The organism is Bradyrhizobium sp. CCBAU 65884, from assembly GCF_028128835.1.
GTDB classification, from domain to species: Bacteria; Pseudomonadota; Alphaproteobacteria; order Rhizobiales; family Xanthobacteraceae; genus Bradyrhizobium; species Bradyrhizobium ottawaense.
This window is the reverse complement of sequence record NZ_LBJU01000117.1, coordinates 58,042-76,532: the sequence shown is the minus strand read 5'-3', so window position 1 is coordinate 76,532 and position 18,491 is coordinate 58,042. Positions and strand designations below refer to the sequence as shown.

Sequence of the window (18,491 nt, the reverse complement as noted above, 5' to 3'; positions counted from 1 at the left end):
TAACGAAGCGAGTTGAATTAAGTGTCCGTCCTCGACCACAACGCCATCGACATCAATCCCCGCATCTCCGAAGCGGAGGTCGGCGACTACATCGCGCTCTTGAAGCCGCGGGTGATGTCGCTGGTGATCTTCACCGCGCTGGTCGGGATGGCGATGGCGCCCGGGCATTTCCACTGGGTGCTGGCGATCACCTCGCTGCTCTGCATCGCCGTCGGCGCGGGCGCCTCGGGCGCGCTTAACATGGCGCTGGAAGGCGATATCGACTCCAAGATGTCGCGCACGGCGAACCGGCCGATTCCGCGCGGCCGCATCACCCGCCCTGAAGCCATGGCGTTCGGCCTGACGCTGTCCTTCTTCTCGGTGATGACGCTCGGCATCCTCGTCAACTGGATCGCGGGCGCGCTGCTCGCCTTCACCATCTTCTTCTACGTCGTGATCTACACCATGTGGCTGAAGCGCTGGACCGCGCAGAACATTGTGATCGGCGGTGCCGCCGGTGCGCTGCCGCCGGTGGTGGCCTGGGCTGCGGTCACAGGCACGGTCGACGTCGAGCCGCTGCTGCTGTTCGCCATCATCTTCTTCTGGACCCCGCCGCACTTCTGGGCGCTGGCGCTGTTCCGCTCCGACGATTACGCGCGCGCCGGCATTCCGATGCTGCCCAATGTCGCCGGTCCCGACGCGACGCGGCTCCAGATCCTGCTCTACACCATCGTGCTGATCGCGGTCGCCGCCGCGCCCTGGGCGCTCGGCTATTTCGACGCCGTTTACGGCATCGTCTCGCTGATCCTCGGCGCCGGCATGCTGGTGCTCGCGATCAACGTCTATCTGCGCCGCGAGCGAGCTGCGTCGCTGCGTGCGACCCGCAAGCTATTCGCCTTTTCGATCCTCTATCTGTTCGTGCTGTTCGCGACCCTGCTGGCCGAGGTCGTGTTCCGGGCACTTGCTCCGCTGGTAGGGGGCGCATGATCGCAGGGATGGTCGACAAACCCGAGCCAGATGGAATCGTCCTCACCGAGGCGCAGAAGAAGAGCCGTCGTCAGCGTTCGATTGCGATCGCGCTCGCGCTCGGCGTGCTCGTGGTGCTGTTCTTCGCCGTCACCATGGTCAAGGGGCCGGCAGTCCTCGTGCGGCCGATGTAGGAAACATGGATCACGAGCCGACCATATCGCAGGATGTCAGCGCCAAGCCGGCCAAGCGTGAGCCGACCAAGGGCCGCGGGCTGGGCCGCGATGTGGTGGTTGCTTCCATCTGCGGCGGCGTGGTCGCGCTGATGGTCGGTGCCTCCTACGCGGCGGTGCCGTTCTACAACTGGTTCTGCCGCGCCACCGGCTTCAACGGCACGACCCAGGTTGCGACCTCCGCGCCGGCCACCGGCCCGATCGCGCGGAAAATCTCGGTGCGCTTCGATTCCAACGTCGCGCCCGGCCTGCCCTGGAAGTTCGAGCCGGAGCAGAGCGAGATCGAGGTCAATATCGGCCAGGTCGTGACCGTCTTCTACACCGTGACCAACCAGGCCGCGCGCACCACTGCCGCGCAGGCCGCCTACAATGTCGCGCCGCTGACGGTCGGCTCCTATTTCCAGAAGATCAACTGCTTCTGCTTCACCGAGCAGACCATGGCACCCGGCGAGAAGCGCGAGATGCCGGTCGTGTTCTACGTCGATCCGTCGATCGCCGACGATCACGAGAACGACGGGCTGAACACGATCACGCTGTCCTACACCTTCTATCCGGTGAAGGATCCCGTGGTGAAGCCGCTGGCATCGGGCGAAGGCGACAAGCGCAAGGGAAATCTTTGATCGCCGGGCTCACGCTCAGGCGGTTGGAAACAAGGGGATAAGTGCCTGACAGGCACGGGATTGAGGAGAGAGACCGAAATGGCTACGGCGCACACCAAGCATCACGACTATCACCTGGTCGACCCCTCGCCATGGCCGGCCGTTGGTTCGCTCTCGGCCTTCATCATGGCGGTCGGCGCGATCACCTGGATGCATCACATGTTCTCGGCCGCGCCGATCGTGTTCGGCGTCGGCACCGTGGGCGTGCTCTACACCATGGCGAGCTGGTGGGGCGACGTGATCAAGGAAGCCCAGTACAAGGGCGACCACACCCGCGTCGTGCAGCTGCATCACCGCTATGGCATGATCCTGTTCATCGCCTCCGAGGTGATGTTCTTCGTCGCCTGGTTCTGGGCCTATTTCAACGCCGCGCTGTTTCCGGCCGACGCCGTTCACGCCACCCGCGATGCCGTATTCGGCTGCGGCCTCGGCACCCAGGCCGGCGCCTGCGCCGTCCCCGGCACCTGGCCGCCGAAGGGCATCGAGACCTTCGATCCCTGGCATCTGCCGCTCCTCAACACGCTGATCCTGCTCACGTCGGGCACCACCGTGACCTGGGCGCACCATGCGCTGCTGGAGAACGACCGCCAGGGCCTGAAATACGGCCTGATCCTGACCGTCGTGCTCGGTGCGCTCTTCACCTGCGTGCAGGCCTACGAGTACAGCCATGCGGCGTTCTCGTTCGGCGGCAACGTCTATGGCGCGACCTTCTTCATGGCGACCGGCTTCCACGGCTTCCACGTGCTGGTCGGCACCATCTTCCTGCTGGTGTGCCTGTTCCGCGCCTATGCCGGCCACTTCACGCCGAAGCAGCATCTCGGTTTCGAGTTCGCCGCCTGGTACTGGCACTTCGTCGACGTGGTCTGGCTGTTCCTGTTCCTCTGCATCTACGTCTGGGGACACGGCGCCGAGACCATGGCCCACGGCGCGCACTGAGCTGCGACAACGAGATCAGAAAGGGCGGCCGCCGGGCCGCCCTTTCGCTTTTGGGCCGCCGGAAGCTCCCGCGAAAATTGTGATAGAGTCTGCCATCATGAACGACACCGCCGGCAAGCCCGAGCCTGAAACCACCGTCCTGCAAAGCGCGCTGCGCGGGCTTGCCTGCCGATGCCCGCGCTGCGGCCAGGGCAAGCTCTATGCGGGCTTCCTCACCCTCGCACCCGCCTGCGACCGCTGCGGTCTCGACTACGCCTTCATCGATACCGGCGACGGGCCGGCGATTTTCATCATCATGCTGGCCGGTGGGATCGTGGTAGCGGCTGCGCTCATCGTCGAGGTCAAATACCAGCCGCCTTACTGGCTGCATGCGGCGCTGTGGTTGCCGCTGATCCTGGCCACCACGCTGCTGCCGCTGCGCGCGATGAAGTCGCTGCTGATCGCGCTGCAATTCCACCACAAGGCGGCGCCGGGCCGGTTGGTCGACCGCGCGAAATGAACCAGCCTGCGCGCAAGCCCCGCGTGGCCGGCTTCGCGCTGTTCACGCTGTTCCTGACGGCCGTCTTCGTCGCGCTCGGTGTCTGGCAATTGCAGCGCCGGTCCGCCAAGCACGCGCTGGTCGCGGCGCTCACCGAGCGCCTTGCAGAGGCGCCCATCGCGCTGCCGCCATCTTCGCAATGGGCTGCACTCAATCCCGCGCGCGACGAATTCCGCCGCGTCAGCTTCACCGCGACCTACGCAGCCCTGCCGGATGCGATGGTCTATTCCTCGGGCTCGGCGGTGCGCAAGGACGCCTCCGGCCCCGGCACCTGGGCGTTCCTGCCGGCGCGACTTCCCAGCGGCGAGACGGTCGTGATCGATGCGGGCTTCGTCGAGAACACCATGCAGGACCGCAGCGTCGAGGATCGCGCGGTGAAGAAGCTCGTTACCGGGCAGCCGGTCGCGCTCACCGGTTATCTGCGCTTTCCCGAGCCGTCCGGCTGGCTGACGCCGGCGGAGAACCGCGACAAGCGGCTCTGGTTCGTGCGCGATCATCCGGCCATCGCAAGCGCGCTCGGCTGGGGCGCGGTTGCGCCGTTCTATGTCGACCTCGAGCAACCGGTGCCCGAGAACGGCATCCCGCGCCCGGGGCCGCTCGACGTGCATCTGAAGGACGACCACCTGCAATACGCCGTCACCTGGTTCATGCTGGCAGGCGCCGTGCTGATCGCCTTCGCCGTGTGGGCAAGAGGCCGGCGGCAGAGCTGGGCTCGACCGTAGATACCCCGTGGGAACCCGGTATCGCCCGGGGTTTATTATTCAGCGCACATTCACGAGTGTGGTTCTAAGCCGCCGGTGAGTTTCCGCGGCAGACAGGATTGCGGCGTGAGCGATTTCGACCAGATGGGAATTGTCGTCGATTGGGTGGACGCCTGCCGGAAGGGCGACCTCACGTCGTTGCTCGACCTCTATGCGGACGACGCCCAGGTCGAATGCACGTGCAACGGTGCGCAGCGCTATCGCGGCCGCAGCGAGCTCGAGGCCTATTGGCAGCCGCGACTCAGTGCCTTCTCGTTGGCCGGTTTCGGGCTGGAGGAGATCCATCCCGCGCCCCATGGCGTCGATCTCGAATATTCCGTCGCCGGCGCGCTACGCGTTCACGCCTCGTTTCGCTTCAGCCCCGAAGGCAAGATCCGCAGCACGCTGTGCGAGCCGGCGCAACAGAACGCGCATCATGGCTGCGCCTGTTAGGGCATGATCCCGAAGGGCCGCGTGGGCGTAAAGTGTGCGGCGGTCTTCCGACAAGGTCAGCTCAACCAATTGGCTGGACCGGCGCCTCGCGTGCCGGCTCGGCCGGAAGGCGGCAGCGTACATGGGTTCGCCCATCCACGCGCAACAGTGACAGCGATCCGCTGAGCGCGCGCACGCGCTCATGCATGCCGGTCAGGCCGCGGCCGAAAACGTTGCCGTCGGGAAAGCCGCCGCCGTCGTCGGAGATCTCGACGACGAGCGCCTTATCGGTGACGGTTGCCTGGACATGGGCGTTGCTGGCCTTGGCGTGGCGCAGCACGTTGGTCAGCGCCTCCTGGATCACGCGATAGACGGTCTGGGCCAGCGGCCCGGCGATGCCGTCGAGACCCGGATCGATCGTGTCCGTCAGGACGATGTGCGGCGCCTGCTTGCGAAAGTTCTGGAGCAGCGTCTGCACGCTGGTCGAAAGGCCAAGCTCCTGAATGTAGAGCGGCCGCAACCGATCGAGGATACGGCGGTTGGTCTGCTGGAGCGCCTCGACCGATTGCAGCACATCCTGGGCCGACTTGCCGAGATTTCCCGCCGGCGGCGAGGCGTCGACCAGCGCGATCGTGCCGGCGCGGATGCTGAACAGCAGCGGTCCGAGCTCGTCGTGCAATTCGCGGGCGAGATCGCGCCGCTCGTCGTCCTGGAGCGACACCAGGCGGTGCATCAGATCGCGATTGTCCTGGCTCAATTGCGCCAGCGTCGCCGCCAGCGCGTTTGCTTCAGCACAGCTCTGCCGGATCTCCGGCGGCCCTCCGACCGGGATCGGCTTTGCGTAGTCGCCGCGCCGCATCCGTGTGAGGCCTTCACCGAGATGCTGCAGGGGACGCAGTGCCGATCCCGCGAAGACGTAAGCGATGATTCCGGTGAGCACGGTCAGCATGGCGACGAGGCCGGTCAGCGCCAGGAAGCCGATCCACTTCTCGAACAGGTCGGCCGACAGGTCCGGCAGGAACACGATATCGCCGACACGCTTGCCATCGATCAGCACCGGGGTCGCAGCGTCCATGTCCGGTACCATGAGCAGGTTGACAAACCACTGCGGAACCCCTTGCAGGTTGTGCCGGCCGTCCTTTCTCGGCTCCGCGGCAGGGCCTTCCGCGGAACGGAACTGGATGTCCGAGGAGGTGGTCAAGGATTGGACAAAGGCGTCGAGCGTCTTCCGCGGGTCGTCCGACGCGCGCAGAGTGTTGTTGAGTGCGGTCGCGATCGTCCGGGTCGAACGTCGAGCGGGCTCGTTTTCGTCGGCGAGCTGGCCGGCCGCGAAGATCTGGAGCAGAACGCCGCCCAGGATCAGCGTTGCGAGAAAGCTCGCGCCAAGTGGAAGAAACAGTTGCGTTCTGAACGAGAGCCGTTGCCACATTAGGTCAATTCTAACGCGCATCGGCGGGATTTACTCTTTCCATTTGTTCCCGCCGGTCTATGAGTCGAACAACAAGAGAGTGCGCGATGCAAGATACCGCCAAGCCGGCGACCAGGGTCCTGATTGTCGATGACCACCCCGTGGTGCTGTCCGGTTGCCGCACCCTGTTCGCTTCGGACCATTCGATCCGTATCGACGAGGCGACCGACGCCAAATCCGGCCATCGCGCCTATGTCAGCAAGCGGCCCGACGTGACCGTGATCGACATCAGCCTGCCCGATGTCTCCGGCTTCGAGCTGATGCGACGCATCCGCAAGGACGACCCCGACGCCAAGATCATCATGTTCAGCATGAACGACGATCCGGCCTTCGTGGTGCGGGCGGTCGAGCTTGGGGCGCAGGGCTATGTCTCCAAGGGCGATGATCCCAGGATCCTGCTGAAAGCGGTGCGCAAGGTGGTCGCGGGCGACAACTACATCTCACCGCAACTCGCGGAAGCCGTGACGTTTTCCGGCGCGGCGATCAAGGCCAACCCGGCCTCGCAGATGACGCCGCGGGAGCTCGAAATTCTCCGCCTGCTCGGACGCGGCGACAAGATCGTGGAAGTCGCCGAGGCGCTCGGCATCTCCTACAAGACCGTCGCCAACACCACGTCCCTGCTCAAGCAGAAGCTGGGAGCCAAGAACCATTCCGACCTGATCAGGATCGCGGTTGAAATCGGGCTGAATTGACGGCCCGGGGCACTGACGGCCCGGGCACTGACGGCCCATGCACTGGCGGCCCGGCACCGACGGCACCGAACCGGCTGCTCCAGGATGCAGCCGGTTCGGCGAGACGGATTGGTGTCGGCGTGCAGCCGGGCAATGCATGGACACCGCCGGCACCCATCCGCGGACACAATGGGTCGAGGTGGCATTCGTTCCGGAGTCCCCGCAATTGTCGGGATAAAACGGCAATCCTTGGCGGCGGTTCGCTGGAATGCGCTCGCAAAAGCTTGGGCATGTCGGGAAAAATAGGAACATCTTCCCGCGCTCGTCGTTTTCGCCCTTGACGATTTCGTGACTGACGGCGAAAGGTTGCCGGACAAGTTTCAGCGGGGGCGGCGACCCCCAGAGACAAACCGGTCTGCACATATCAACGACAGACCTTCCAAGAGAGGGCTGCGGCACCGCCGCAGCCCTTTTTGCTGGGCAGGGGTGAAGGCGGGAAGCGGTTTCCTGATGCCGCAAAACACTTTATGGTGGCCCAAAGCCTCTGGCTGTTAACAAGTAATTTCGTAAAATCAAAGGCTTAACGAGCGGGCGCAGGCCCGGTCGGCCTTTGGAGGGCAGTTTGACTCGTTATATCTCGACCCGGGGCGAGGCCCCCGAACTCGGCTTCTGCGACGTGATGCTGACCGGGCTTGCGCGCGACGGCGGCCTGTATGTGCCGACGATCTGGCCGCAGCTCTCTGCCGAGACCATCGCCGGCTTCTTCGGCCGCCCCTATTGGGAGGTCGCGGTCGACGTGATCCGTCCCTTCGCCGGCGGCGAGATTTCGGACGCCGAGCTTGGCCGCATGGCGAACGAGGCCTACGCGACCTTCCGCCATCCGGCGGTGGTGCCGCTGCGCCAGATGTCGCCGCACCAGTTCGTGCTGGAGCTGTTCCACGGTCCGACGCTCGCCTTCAAGGACGTGGCGATGCAGCTGATCTCGCGGCTGATGGACCACGTGCTCGCCAAACGCGGCCAGCGCACGACCATCGTGGTCGCCACCTCAGGCGACACCGGCGGCGCTGCGGTCGAAGCCTTCGCCGGCCTCGAGAACGTGGATCTCATCGTGCTGTTCCCGCACGGCCGCATCTCCGAGGTGCAGCGGCGGATGATGACGTCGACGGGCGCGGCCAATGTCCATGCCCTCGCCATCGAGGGCAATTTCGACGACTGCCAGGCGCTGGTGAAGGGGATGTTTAACAACCATCGCTTCCGCGATGCGACCTCGCTCTCCGGCGTCAATTCCATCAACTGGGCGCGCATCGTCGCCCAGGTCGTCTACTATTTCACCTCCGCCGTTGCAGTCGGCGCGCCGGCGCGCGCGGTGGATTTCGTCGTGCCGACCGGCAATTTCGGCGACATCTTCGCCGGCTACGTCGCCAAGCGGATGGGCCTGCCGGTGCGGACCCTGCGCATCGCCGCCAACGTCAACGACATCCTGGCGCGCACGCTGAAGACCGGGATCTACGAGGTGCGCGAGGTGCACGCGACGGCGTCGCCGTCGATGGACATCCAGATCTCATCGAATTTCGAGCGCTTGCTGTTTGAGGCGGGCCGGCGCGATGCCGCCGGCGTGCGCCGTCTGATGGATTCGCTGAAGCAGTCAGGACGTTTCGTGCTGCCAGATGCGACGCTGGCCGCGATCCGCGAGGAGTTCGACGCAGGGCGCGCCGACGAGACCGAGACCGCGGCTGCGATCCGCGCCGGTTGGCGCGAGGCAGGCGAGCTGGTCGATCCCCATACGGCGGTGGCGCTCGCCGTCGCCGACCGCGACACCACCGACACGAGGGTACCGAGCATCGTGCTCTCCACCGCGCATCCGGCCAAATTCCCCGACGCTGTCGAAGCGGCCTGCGGCCAGCGGCCGCAACTGCCGGCCTGGCTCGACGGATTGATGACCAAATCCGAACACATGAAGGTGATGAAGAACGATCAGGCCGAGGTCGAGCGGTTCGTGCTGTCGGTCAGCCGCGCCGCAAAGCAGGGAGTTGCCGGATGAGCGTCGAGATTTCCAAGCTTGCCTCCGGCCTGACCGTCGTCACCGACAAGATGCCCCATCTCGAGACCGCGGCGCTCGGCGTGTGGGCCGGCGTCGGCGGACGCGACGAGAAGCCGAACGAGCACGGCATCTCGCATCTGCTCGAGCACATGGCGTTCAAGGGCACGACGAAACGCTCCTCGCGCGAGATCGTCGAGGAGATCGAGGCGGTCGGCGGCGACCTCAATGCCGGCACCTCGACCGAGACCACGTCCTATTATGCGCGGGTGCTCAAGGCCGACGTGCCGCTCGCGCTCGACGTGCTCGCCGACATCCTCGCCAATCCCGCCTTCGAGCCGGACGAGCTGGAGCGCGAGAAGAACGTCATCGTGCAGGAGATCGGTGCCGCGCAGGATACGCCCGATGATGTCGTGTTCGAGCATCTCAACGAGCTCTGCTACCCCGACCAGCCGATGGGCCGCTCGCTGCTCGGCACGGCCAAGACGCTGCGCGCCTTCAATCGCGATTCGCTGCGCGACTATCTCTCGACGCATTATCGCGGGCCCGACATGGTGGTGGCCGCGGCCGGTGCGGTCGATCACAAGCAAGTGGTCGCTGAGGTCGAGAAGCGCTTCGCAAGTTTTGAGGCGACGCCGGGTCCCAAACCGCAGGCGGCCATGTTCGGCAAGGGCGGCGCCAAGGTGGTGCATCGCGAGCTGGAGCAGGCGCATCTGACGCTGGCGCTGGAAGGCGTGCCGCAGAGCGATCTGTCGCTGTTCTCGCTCCAGGTCTTCACCAACATCCTCGGCGGCGGAATGTCGTCGCGCCTGTTCCAGGAGGTGCGCGAGAAGCGCGGCCTCTGCTACTCGATCTACTCGTTCCACGCGCCCTATACCGACACCGGCTTCTTCGGCCTCTACACCGGCACCGATCCGGCCGACGCGCCGGAGATGATGGAGGTCGTGGTCGACATCATGAACGATTCGGTCGAGACGCTGACCGAGGCTGAGATCGCGCGGGCCAAGGCGCAGATGAAGGCGGGCCTCCTGATGGCGCTGGAGAGCTGCTCTTCCCGCGCCGAGCAGCTGGCGCGCCACGTGCTGGCCTATGGCCGGCCGCAGACGGTCGAGGAGCTGGTGGGCCGGATCGACGCCGTCAGCGTCGAATCGACCCGGGATGCCGCGCGTGCGCTGCTGTCGCGGAGCCGGCCTGCCGTTGTCGCATTAGGCAGTGGCAGGGGTCTGGACACGGCGGTGTCTTTTGCGGAAGGATTGACGCGGGCACGTGCCAAGGCGCGGCTGCATTAGGAGCCGCGCGCGGGCTGAGCTGCCCCGGGAAGCATCACCATGGCCCTCTTTCGCCTGCCGTCCAGTGGACCCGCCGCCCTTGCGCCGCGCGGTAACGGGCTGTTGCTGCGCGCGCCGCAGATGTCGGACTTCCTGCAATGGGCGCATTTGCGCGAAACCAGCCGCGATTACCTGACGCCCTGGGAGCCGATCTGGCCGTCTGACGATCTCACCCGCTCCGGCTTCCGCCGCCGCCTGCGCCGCTATTCCGAGGACATTGCCGCGGACCGTTCCTATCCCTTTCTGATCTTCCGGGAGCTCGACGGCGCCATGGTGGGCGGCATCACGCTGGCCAATGTCCGGCGCGGCATCGTGCAGGCCGGCACCATCGGCTATTGGGTCGGCCAGCCCCATGCCCATCGCGGCTACATGACGGCTGCACTGCGGGTGCTGCTGCCGACGCTGTTCGGCGAGCTCAATCTGCACCGGGTCGAGGCCGCCTGCATCCCCACCAATGCGCCGTCGATCCGGGTGCTGGAGAAGTGCGGTTTCTCCCGTGAGGGCCTGGCGCGCCGCTATCTCTGCATCAATGGGGTCTGGCAGGACCATTTGCTGTTCGGCCTGCTGCATGAGGATTTCCGCGGCTGAGCGGCTCGCTTCATTGGGCCAAGTCCTCTGGCCAAGTCCCCTGGCCAAGTCCCTGGCCAAGTCCCCCTTTTTGCTGCCTTGGGTTCGCCGATTTTGGCGATATAACCCGCATGCCCCGGCCGGCGATCGGCCGGATAATTGTCATTGGAGTACGGGCTTTGATGGTGAAGCAGCTTCGGTCATCGCGGAATGTGCTGCGGCGGATGCCGGCGATCGCGCTGGCATTGTCGATGTCGTTCGCGACGGTTTCGCCGGTGGCCGCCCAGTCCTTGACCGACCGCTTCAAGAGCCTGTTCGGCGGCAAGTCGGATGAGCCGGCCCCGCCCAAGCCCGCGCCTGCGCCTGGCCAGCCGGCGGAAGACGACCTCGATTGCCCGCAGGTGACGGTGCGTGCGGGTGCATCGACCTACGCGGTGGGGGCGGCCGGAAAGCCGGCCGTCGGCAACGAGATCCGCTTCCAGGCCTCGATCACCAAGATGGCGCGCGAATGTGCCCGCAGCAGTGCCGGCATCACGGCCCGGATCGGAATCCAGGGCCGCGTGATCGCCGGTCCCGCCGGCGCGCCCGCCACCGTCGAGGTCCCCTTGCGTGTCGCGGTGGTGCAGGGCGGCGTCGGCGAGAAAGTGATCGCCTCGAAGGCTTACCGGACCACGGTCGAGATGTCGGAAGGGGGCAGCGTGCCCTTCACCTTCATCGTCGAGGATCTGGCTTATCCGACGCCCTCCGCCGCGACCGCCGATTCCTATGTCTTCTATGTCGGCTTCGACCCGCAGGCGCTGTCCCCCGAGCCGAAGGGACGGAAGAAGAAGTAGGGGGCTCGTGCCCCGGACGCAGCGCAGCGCTTCTTCAGCGGTGCGCTGCAGAGCCGGGGCCCATGCCGCCGGCACACTGGGTCCCGGCTCTGCGTCCGGGACACGAGAGCCTTTAGACAAAAAAAGCCGGCGCTCATTGCGCCGGCTTTTTGATTGGTGAAGGCAGAACCCTCAGTTCAGCTTTTGCCGGACCTCGGTGATGCCCTTGGCGATCAGATCGTCGGCAACCGAGCCCTTGACCGACTGCGACAGGATCGTCGAGGCGGCCTGGACGGCGGCTTCCGCGGCTGCGGCACGGACATCGGCGAGCGCCTGGGCTTCGGCGAGCGCGATCTTGCTCTCCGCGGTCTTGGTCCGGCGGGCGACGAAGTCTTCCATCTTCGCCTTGGCCTCAATCGCGATGCGCTCGGCTTCGCTCCTGGCGTTGGCGATGATGTCGGCGGCCTCGCGTTCGGCCGAGGCCGTGCGCGCCTTGTAGTCGGCGAGCACCTTGGCGGCTTCCTGCTTGAGACGCGTCGCGTCGTCGAGCTCGGCCTTGATGCGGTCGGCGCGATGGTCGAGCGCAACCATCGCTTTCTTGAAGACCCCGAGATAGCCGAACAGGACCATCAGGATCACGAAAGCGATGGCGACCCAGGTTTCAGGATCGAAGAACATATCGACTAACCCTTCAAGGACGCATCAACGGCGGCATTGACCGACGCCGCGTCCGGAACCACGCCGGTGAGCTGCTGCACGATCTGGCCTGCCGCATCGGCTGCGATGCCGCGAACGTTGCTCATGGCGGTTGCGCGGGTCGAGGCGATGGTCTTCTCCGCCCCGGCGAGCTTGGCCGCCAATTGCTCTTCCAGCGTCTTGCGCTCGGCGTCCGCCTGCGCATTCGCCTTGTCGCGGGATTCGTTGCCGATCGCCTGCGCGCGCGAGCGTGCCGAATCAAGCTCGTTCTCATAGGCCTTCAGCGCCGCGTCGGACTGGTCCTTCAGCTTCTGCGCTTCGGCGAGGTCGCCCTCGATCTTGTTCTGACGGGCCTCGATCGCACCGCCGACACGCGGCAGAGCAAGCTTGGACACGATCACATAAAGCGCGACGAAGAAGATCGCGAGCCACACCAGCTGTGAAGCGTAGGTGCTGCTCTCGAACGGCGGAAAACCACCACCGTGACCGCCTTCGGCCCCGGTGTGGGCGCCCGCCGCCGGACTTTTCGCCCCGCCATGACTTTCAGCCATGGATTACTCCTGTTGCCGTCATGCGCGCCGCTTCGGTCGAAGCGGCGCGAAACTTCGTCCTCAGAGCGGAACGAACAGCAGCAGCAGCGCGATCAGCAGCGAGAAAATGCCGAGCGCTTCGGTCACGGCGAAGCCGAAGATCAGGTTGCCGAACTGGCCCTGAGCGGCCGACGGGTTGCGAACGGCTGCGGCGAGGTAGTTGCCGAAGATCACGCCGACGCCGACGCCTGCGCCGCCCATGCCGATGCATGCGATGCCCGCGCCGATAAGTTTTGCTGCTGCCGGATCCATTTTAGACTCCTTGGAAGAAAGATTGGGTTTTGGGTGGAAATTCCCCGGACCGCTCAGTGTCCCGGATGAATGGCGTCGTTGAGGTAGATGCAGGTCAGGATCGCAAACACATAGGCTTGCAGGAACGCGACCAGAATCTCGAGCGCGTACAGCGCGACCGTGAGAGCCAGCGGCAGCACGCCGCCGACCCAGCCCAGCGCGCCGAGCGAGAAGCCGAGCATGGCGACGAAGCCCGCGAACACCTTCAGCGCGATGTGGCCGGCCAGCATGTTGGCGAACAGACGGACGCTGTGGGAGACCGGCCGCAGGAAGAACGACAGGACCTCGATGAACATCACCAGCGGCAGGATGTAGCCGGGGACGCCGTGGGGCACGAAGATCGAGAAGAACTTCAGGCCGTTCTTGGCGACGCCGTAGATCAGGACGGTGAAGAAGACCAGAAGCGCCAGCGCTGCGGTGACGATCAGATGGCTCGACACCGTGAAGGTGTAGGGGATGATGCCGACCAGGTTCGAGACGCAGATGAACATGAACAGCGAGAAGATCAGCGGGAAGAACTTCATGCCTTCCGCGCCGGCCGTCGAACGGATGGTCGAGGCGACGAATTCGTAGGAGATTTCGGCAACCGACTGCAGGCGCCCGGGAACCAGCTGCGTGCCGCTGGCGAGCATCAGGATCGAGATCACCGCCACCGCCACCAGCATGTAGAGCGACGAATTGGTGAAGGCGATCGTGTGATTGCCGATATGGCCCAGGGTGAAGAGAGGCTCGATGTTGAACTGGTGGATCGGGTCGATTTTCATCAGCGCGGCATCTCTTGGTCTGCCGGGCAATGCCGGCGGGTCTCGGTCTGCCGGCCGGGCCGGCCCGTACCGGCAAGGCCGGCACGATCATTCCTCTGGTCCGGATCGGCTAAGACCCACCGCGCCTGTTTTGACCCGCACCCGCCGTTCTCACCACATTCACCACGCCGGCGACGAAGCCCAGCAACAGGAACACGATAAATCCGAAAGGCGACGTCGACAGCAAGCGGTCGAAACCCCAGCCAATCCCCGCTCCGACGACGACCCCGGCGACCAACTCGGAGGATAACCGGAAACCAAGCGCCATCGCCGAAGCTCTGGCCGCTCTGTCTTCACCGTCACCTGCGGGTTGCTCGGTCTTGATTCGTTGGTCCCGGAGTTCGGACAACCGCTGATCAAGTTTTCCGAGCCGTTCGGAAAGCGCAGCTTCCTCGGACGATCTATCGCGATCCCCATTCTCGCCGTGTCCCGTGCCCTGTGTCATGCAACGAAGACCCGAAACGCCGCGGCTGAATGGAAATTGCGCCCGCCACCCTCAAAAGCCGCGCGGACCATACTGATGGCCCATAATCAAGTCAAGCCAAGTCACGATTGCGTCGCTTTCGGTTATGTAGCTGATTTATCTGATGATATTGGCGTGCACGGCAGCGCTGCACACAGCGTGACGCCGCACCGCAGCAGCAGGCCTCAGGATCGGCGAAGGCGGCGGCCCTTTCGCCACGCTGCCGGGATCGAAGACGCCGCCGCGATCGTTGATGCCGGTGCGTGTTTTGGGCGGCGGATCGCCTCACCGGGGTGTAGAATTTGCGAGAGGGCCACCTGCACGTCGTGGCGGAGAGCGCGATGAGACCAGTGACGTCATCCACAACATCATGGCTTGCGCTGGCGGCGTTCGCCGCCGCGATGGCGATCGGCGGCGACCTCGAGGCCGCGCAATCCACGCCCGACAGCGAGAACGGCCGCTACAGCATGGCGCCGATCCCCGAGGGCGTGCTGCGGCTCGACACGCGCACCGGCACGGTATCGACCTGCACCAAGAACGGCATCGGCTGGGCCTGCTACGCGGTGCCCGACGAACGGACCGCGCTCGACGCCGAGATCGGCCGACTCCAGGCCGAGGTCGAGAGGCTGAAGGGACAGCTCGCAGCCGGGCCGACGGTGTCCGGCAAGATCGACGAGGCGCTGCCGAAATCCGACCCGCTGAAGAAAGCGGAGCCCAAGGGCGCCGAGGGCGAGCGCAAGATCGAGATCCCGCTGCCGAGCGATCAGGACGTCGACCGCGTGATGTCGTTTCTGGAAAGGGCCTGGCGGCGGCTGATCGACATGGCCAACCGCGTCCAGAAGGACGTGTCGGGGAAGATTTGAGGACCCCTTCGCGCCATCCATGCGTTGAGGTGCCGTAGGTGGGCAAAGGCGTTCTTACGCCGTGCCCATCATGTTTCCACGATGCTGAGAAAGGACGTGGGCACGTCGCTTCGCGCCTTTGCCCACCCTACGGCAGTGTTCGATCAATCGAGATATTTGATGACATCAGCCAGATCCATCACGCGCTCGGCGCCATCGTCGGTGCAAGCCACCACCATCGCATCGTCATTGCTGACCGTGCAGACACCGGGCCGCGGCTTCACCGATCTGACCAGCGAGGCTGCAAAATTCATCGCCGAGGTTCACGCGCGCGACGGCGCGCTGACGCTGTTCATCCGCCATACCTCGGCCTCGCTGACGATCCAGGAGAATGCCGATCCGTCCGTGCTCGTCGATCTCACCACGGCATTATCCCGGCTCGCGCCGGAGAATGCCGGGTGGACCCACGACACCGAAGGACCCGACGACATGCCGGCACATATCAAGACGATGCTGACCGGGGCCTCGCTTCAGGTTCCGGTCCTGAACGGCCGGCTTGCCCTCGGCACCTGGCAGGCGATCTACTTGATCGAGCACCGCAAGCGCCCGCACCGGCGCGAGGTGGTGCTGCAATTCGTCGGCAGCAATCAGTAAAGCAATTTTAGCGCTCAAAACAAAACCGGCCGCGGATCGCTCCGCGGCCGGTTCGTTGTGCTTATCGCTGCTTTCGATCAGGTCGCCTTGATGTCGACGTCCTTGGTCTCGGGCAGGAAGAAGAAGCCGATCACGACGGTAATCGAGGCGAAGATGATCGGATACCAGAGGCCGGCATAGATGTCGCCCGTCGAGGCCACGATGGCAAAGGCGGTCGCCGGCAGCAGGCCGCCGAACCAGCCGTTGCCGATGTGGTAGGGCAGCGACATCGAGGTGTAGCGGATGCGGGTCGGGAACAGTTCGACCAGCATCGCCGCGATCGGGCCGTACACCATGGTGACGTAGACCACGAGCACGAACAGCAGGCCGATGATCGCCGCCACCTGCGGACGGAAGATGTCGAACGGATGCGCCATCTTCACGATTCCGGCGTCGCCGCCCTTCGGATAACCGGCCGCCTGCACCGCGGCGAGCACCGCCGGGTTGCCGTCCTTGGCGTTGGCGTAGGCGATGTCCTTGCCGTTGACCACCACCTTCACGCCCGAGCCGGCTGCGCCCGGCGTGGTCGTGTACCTGACCGACGACTGCGACAGATAAGCGCGTGCGGTGTCGCAAGGTGCGGTGAAGACACGGGTGCCGACCGGGTTGAACAGGTCGCCGCAACCCGCGGGATCCGCCACCACGTCGACCTTGACCGATTCGATCGCCTTTTCCAGTGCCGGGTTGGCATTGGTGGTGATCATCTTGAAGATCGGGAAGAAGGTCAGCGCCGCGATCAGGCAGCCGCCGAGGATGATCGGCTTGCGGCCGATCTTGTCGGACAGCATGCCGAACACGATGAAGAAGCCGGTGCCGAGCAGCAGCGACCAGGCGATCAGCAGGTTGGCGGTGTAACCGTCGACCTTCAGGATCGATTGCAGGAAGAACAGCGCGTAGAACTGGCCGGTGTACCAGACGACGCCCTGGCCCATCACGCCGCCGAGCAGCGCCAGCAGCACGAGCTTGCCGTTCTGCCAGTTGCCGAAGGCTTCGGTCAGCGGCGCCTTCGAGCTCTTGCCCTCGTCCTTCATCTTCTGGAAGATCGGGGATTCATTGAGGCGAAGCCGGATCCAGACCGAGATGCCGAGCAGCAGCACCGAGACCAGGAACGGGATGCGCCAGCCCCACGCCGCGAAGTCGGTCTCGCCGAGGGCACTACGGGTGAACAGGATCACCAGCAGCGACAGGAACAGGCCGAGCGTCGCGGTGGTTTGAATGAAGGAGGTGTAGTAGCCGCGCTTGCCGTTCGGAGCATGTTCCGCGACGTAGGTCGCCGCGCCGCCATACTCACCGCCGAGCGCCAGGCCCTGGGCGAGGCGCAGCGCGATCAGGATGATCGGAGCCGCGATGCCGATGGTGGCCGCGTTCGGCAGCAGGCCGACGATGAAGGTCGACAGACCCATGATCAGGATGGTGACGAGGAAGGTGTATTTGCGGCCGACGATGTCGCCGATGCGGCCGAACACGATCGCGCCGAACGGACGCACCAGGAAGCCGGCTGCGAACGCCAGCAGCGCGAAGATGTCGCGGGTTGCCGGCGGATAGGCCGAGAAGAACTGCGCGCCGATGATGCCGGCCAGCGAACCGTAGAGGTAGAAATCGTACCACTCGAAGACGGTACCGAGCGAGGAGGCGAGAATGACGAACCGTTCGTCCTTCGTCATCCCTCCCGCGCCTGCTTGAGATACGGCCATTGTCGACATGTTGAGTCGCTCCCCGAATTGCGTTTCCTCGCGCCCCAGACGTCCGGACATGCCGGATCAACCCAGGTCTTGCCCGCAAGGTAACATCGGCGTGAAACCCGCCCCAATACGACTTTCGGCCTTGCGCACTGACGCGTAGCTGACGCCCGGTATCGGGCACCGGCGCGCCGCCACGTAGGCTTCCGGATTAACCCCTTTGCAGCAAAGGGATAATGTGCACTTGCATGCCACGGCCGCTCGGGGAAGAATTGACATACCCGGGATTGGTCCGCCGGCCCGCGAACGACAGCAAGAGAACGATGAACGCTCCCTCGACCCATCTCGTCATCGCCGATGACCATCCTCTTTTCCGCGACGCGCTGCGACAGGCGGTGGCCGGCGTCCTGACCTCGGCCAGGATCGACGAGGCCGGATCGTTCGAGGATCTGACCAAGCTCCTGGAACAGACCTCGGATGTCGACCTGATCCTGCTCGACCTCTCGATGCCCGGGATCTCAGGCTTTTCCGGCCTGATCTATCTGCGCGCGCAATATCCGGCGATCCCGGTGGTGATCGTCTCGGCGTCCGACGACAGCGCCACGATCCGCCGTTCGCTCGATTTCGGCGCCTCCGGCTTCATTCCCAAGCGATTCGGCGTCGAGACCCTGCGCGACGCCATCCTCAAGGTGATGGAGGGCGACGTCTGGGTTCCCGCCGATACCGATTTGTCGGCTGCGGCCGATCCCGACATGACGCGCCTGCGCGACCGCCTGGTGACCCTGACGCCGCAGCAGGTCCGGGTCCTGATGATGCTGTCGGAGGGCCTGCTCAACAAGCAGATCGCCTATGAACTCGGGGTCTCCGAGGCCACCATCAAGGCACATGTCTCGGCGATCCTGCAAAAGCTCGGCGTCGAGAGCCGCACCCAGGCGGTGATCGCGGCCGCCAAGATCGCCGGCGGCCAGTGGAAGCAGGGCACGCCGACGGGGTGAGCGCCAAGCTATCAAAACCCGTCATCCCGAGGCGCCCCATGGAGCGCGTTGCGTCCCATGCCTCGCACCTCA

Annotated in this window: 22 protein-coding genes; 15 read left to right on the top strand and 7 right to left on the bottom strand. The window is 65.1% G+C overall.

Annotated features, from left to right (window positions below; translation table 11 throughout):
- The first annotated feature begins 21 nt into the window (after positions 1-21).
- The 7 genes from XI03_RS19035 (at position 22) to XI03_RS19005 (ending at position 4,504) form a co-directional block, all read left to right on the top strand.
- Positions 22-966: a heme o synthase gene (locus tag XI03_RS19035; RefSeq protein WP_038948601.1), complete on the top strand. Its 945-nt coding sequence runs from the start codon at positions 22-24 to the stop codon at positions 964-966.
- Complete coding sequence (locus tag XI03_RS19030) at positions 963-1,139, top strand: hypothetical protein (protein WP_018316353.1); 177 nt, start codon at positions 963-965, stop codon at positions 1,137-1,139. The genes XI03_RS19035 and XI03_RS19030 overlap by 4 nt, the downstream gene beginning before the upstream one ends.
- A gap of 5 nt (positions 1,140-1,144) precedes the next feature.
- Positions 1,145-1,798, top strand: coding sequence for a cytochrome c oxidase assembly protein (locus XI03_RS19025; RefSeq protein ID WP_028139838.1), 654 nt, complete (start codon positions 1,145-1,147; stop codon positions 1,796-1,798).
- Positions 1,799-1,876: 78 nt separating this feature from the next.
- Positions 1,877-2,773, top strand: coding sequence for a cytochrome c oxidase subunit 3 (locus XI03_RS19020; RefSeq protein ID WP_028139839.1), 897 nt, complete (start codon positions 1,877-1,879; stop codon positions 2,771-2,773).
- A 97-nt stretch (positions 2,774-2,870) separates the two neighbouring features.
- Entirely contained in the window at positions 2,871-3,272 is a 402-nt protein-coding gene (locus tag XI03_RS19015; protein ID WP_028139840.1) for a DUF983 domain-containing protein, read from the top strand.
- Positions 3,269-4,033: an SURF1 family protein gene (locus XI03_RS19010; protein ID WP_271592919.1), complete on the top strand. Its 765-nt coding sequence runs from the start codon at positions 3,269-3,271 to the stop codon at positions 4,031-4,033. The genes XI03_RS19015 and XI03_RS19010 overlap by 4 nt, the downstream gene beginning before the upstream one ends.
- 105 nt (positions 4,034-4,138) lie before the next feature.
- Positions 4,139-4,504 carry a nuclear transport factor 2 family protein gene (locus XI03_RS19005; protein WP_038971880.1) on the top strand — a complete coding sequence of 122 codons (366 nt, stop codon included), beginning with the start codon at positions 4,139-4,141 and terminating at the stop codon, positions 4,502-4,504.
- Positions 4,505-4,565: 61 nt separating this feature from the next.
- On the opposite strand, the gene XI03_RS19000 is transcribed toward XI03_RS19005, so the two are convergent.
- Complete coding sequence (locus tag XI03_RS19000; RefSeq protein ID WP_271592918.1) at positions 4,566-5,912, bottom strand: histidine kinase; 1,347 nt, start codon at positions 5,910-5,912, stop codon at positions 4,566-4,568.
- Between the two features lie 86 nt (positions 5,913-5,998).
- On the opposite strand from XI03_RS19000, the gene XI03_RS18995 reads away from it, so the two are divergent.
- From XI03_RS18995 to XI03_RS18975, 5 genes are all read left to right on the top strand, one after another.
- Entirely contained in the window at positions 5,999-6,643 is a 645-nt protein-coding gene (locus XI03_RS18995; protein ID WP_028139844.1) for a response regulator transcription factor, read from the top strand.
- A gap of 601 nt (positions 6,644-7,244) precedes the next feature.
- Entirely contained in the window at positions 7,245-8,663 is a 1,419-nt protein-coding gene (gene thrC / locus XI03_RS18990; RefSeq protein WP_271592917.1) for a threonine synthase, read from the top strand.
- On the top strand, positions 8,660-9,949 hold the full coding sequence (locus XI03_RS18985) for a M16 family metallopeptidase (RefSeq protein ID WP_028139846.1): 1,290 nt from the start codon (positions 8,660-8,662) through the stop codon (positions 9,947-9,949). The genes thrC and XI03_RS18985 overlap by 4 nt, the downstream gene beginning before the upstream one ends.
- Before the next feature lie 39 nt (positions 9,950-9,988).
- On the top strand, positions 9,989-10,576 hold the full coding sequence (locus XI03_RS18980) for a GNAT family N-acetyltransferase (RefSeq protein ID WP_018316343.1): 588 nt from the start codon (positions 9,989-9,991) through the stop codon (positions 10,574-10,576).
- A 161-nt stretch (positions 10,577-10,737) separates the two neighbouring features.
- Entirely contained in the window at positions 10,738-11,388 is a 651-nt protein-coding gene (locus XI03_RS18975; protein WP_038971883.1) for a hypothetical protein, read from the top strand.
- Between the two features lie 171 nt (positions 11,389-11,559).
- Here XI03_RS18975 and XI03_RS18970 read toward each other — a convergent pair whose 3' ends face one another.
- The 5 genes from XI03_RS18970 to XI03_RS18950 form a co-directional block, all read right to left on the bottom strand.
- A complete protein-coding gene (locus tag XI03_RS18970) occupies positions 11,560-12,045 on the bottom strand; it encodes a F0F1 ATP synthase subunit B family protein (RefSeq protein WP_271592916.1) in 486 nt (161 codons plus the stop codon).
- Positions 12,046-12,050: 5 nt separating this feature from the next.
- Positions 12,051-12,614 carry a F0F1 ATP synthase subunit B gene (locus XI03_RS18965; protein WP_271592915.1) on the bottom strand — a complete coding sequence of 188 codons (564 nt, stop codon included), beginning with the start codon at positions 12,612-12,614 and terminating at the stop codon, positions 12,051-12,053.
- A 60-nt stretch (positions 12,615-12,674) separates the two neighbouring features.
- Complete coding sequence (locus XI03_RS18960) at positions 12,675-12,905, bottom strand: F0F1 ATP synthase subunit C (RefSeq protein WP_007599451.1); 231 nt, start codon at positions 12,903-12,905, stop codon at positions 12,675-12,677.
- A 53-nt stretch (positions 12,906-12,958) separates the two neighbouring features.
- Positions 12,959-13,708 (bottom strand): F0F1 ATP synthase subunit A, encoded by a 750-nt coding sequence (locus XI03_RS18955; protein WP_028139850.1) that lies wholly within the window; start codon positions 13,706-13,708, stop codon positions 12,959-12,961.
- A 109-nt stretch (positions 13,709-13,817) separates the two neighbouring features.
- Complete coding sequence (locus XI03_RS18950; RefSeq protein WP_109866586.1) at positions 13,818-14,192, bottom strand: AtpZ/AtpI family protein; 375 nt, start codon at positions 14,190-14,192, stop codon at positions 13,818-13,820.
- 359 nt (positions 14,193-14,551) lie between these two features.
- On the opposite strand from XI03_RS18950, the gene XI03_RS18945 reads away from it, so the two are divergent.
- Together XI03_RS18945 and XI03_RS18940 are read left to right on the top strand one after the other, a co-directional pair.
- On the top strand, positions 14,552-15,073 hold the full coding sequence (locus tag XI03_RS18945; protein WP_028139852.1) for a hypothetical protein: 522 nt from the start codon (positions 14,552-14,554) through the stop codon (positions 15,071-15,073).
- Between the two features lie 159 nt (positions 15,074-15,232).
- Positions 15,233-15,706 carry a secondary thiamine-phosphate synthase enzyme YjbQ gene (locus tag XI03_RS18940; protein ID WP_271592914.1) on the top strand — a complete coding sequence of 158 codons (474 nt, stop codon included), beginning with the start codon at positions 15,233-15,235 and terminating at the stop codon, positions 15,704-15,706.
- Positions 15,707-15,783: 77 nt separating this feature from the next.
- Here XI03_RS18940 and XI03_RS18935 read toward each other — a convergent pair whose 3' ends face one another.
- Positions 15,784-17,409, bottom strand: a complete 1,626-nt coding sequence (locus XI03_RS18935) for an MFS transporter (RefSeq protein ID WP_173015728.1) — start codon at positions 17,407-17,409, stop codon at positions 15,784-15,786.
- Between the two features lie 338 nt (positions 17,410-17,747).
- Between XI03_RS18935 and XI03_RS18930 the strand changes: the two genes are divergently transcribed.
- Complete coding sequence (locus tag XI03_RS18930; RefSeq protein WP_018316334.1) at positions 17,748-18,419, top strand: response regulator; 672 nt, start codon at positions 17,748-17,750, stop codon at positions 18,417-18,419.
- Positions 18,420-18,491: the final 72 nt, after the last annotated feature.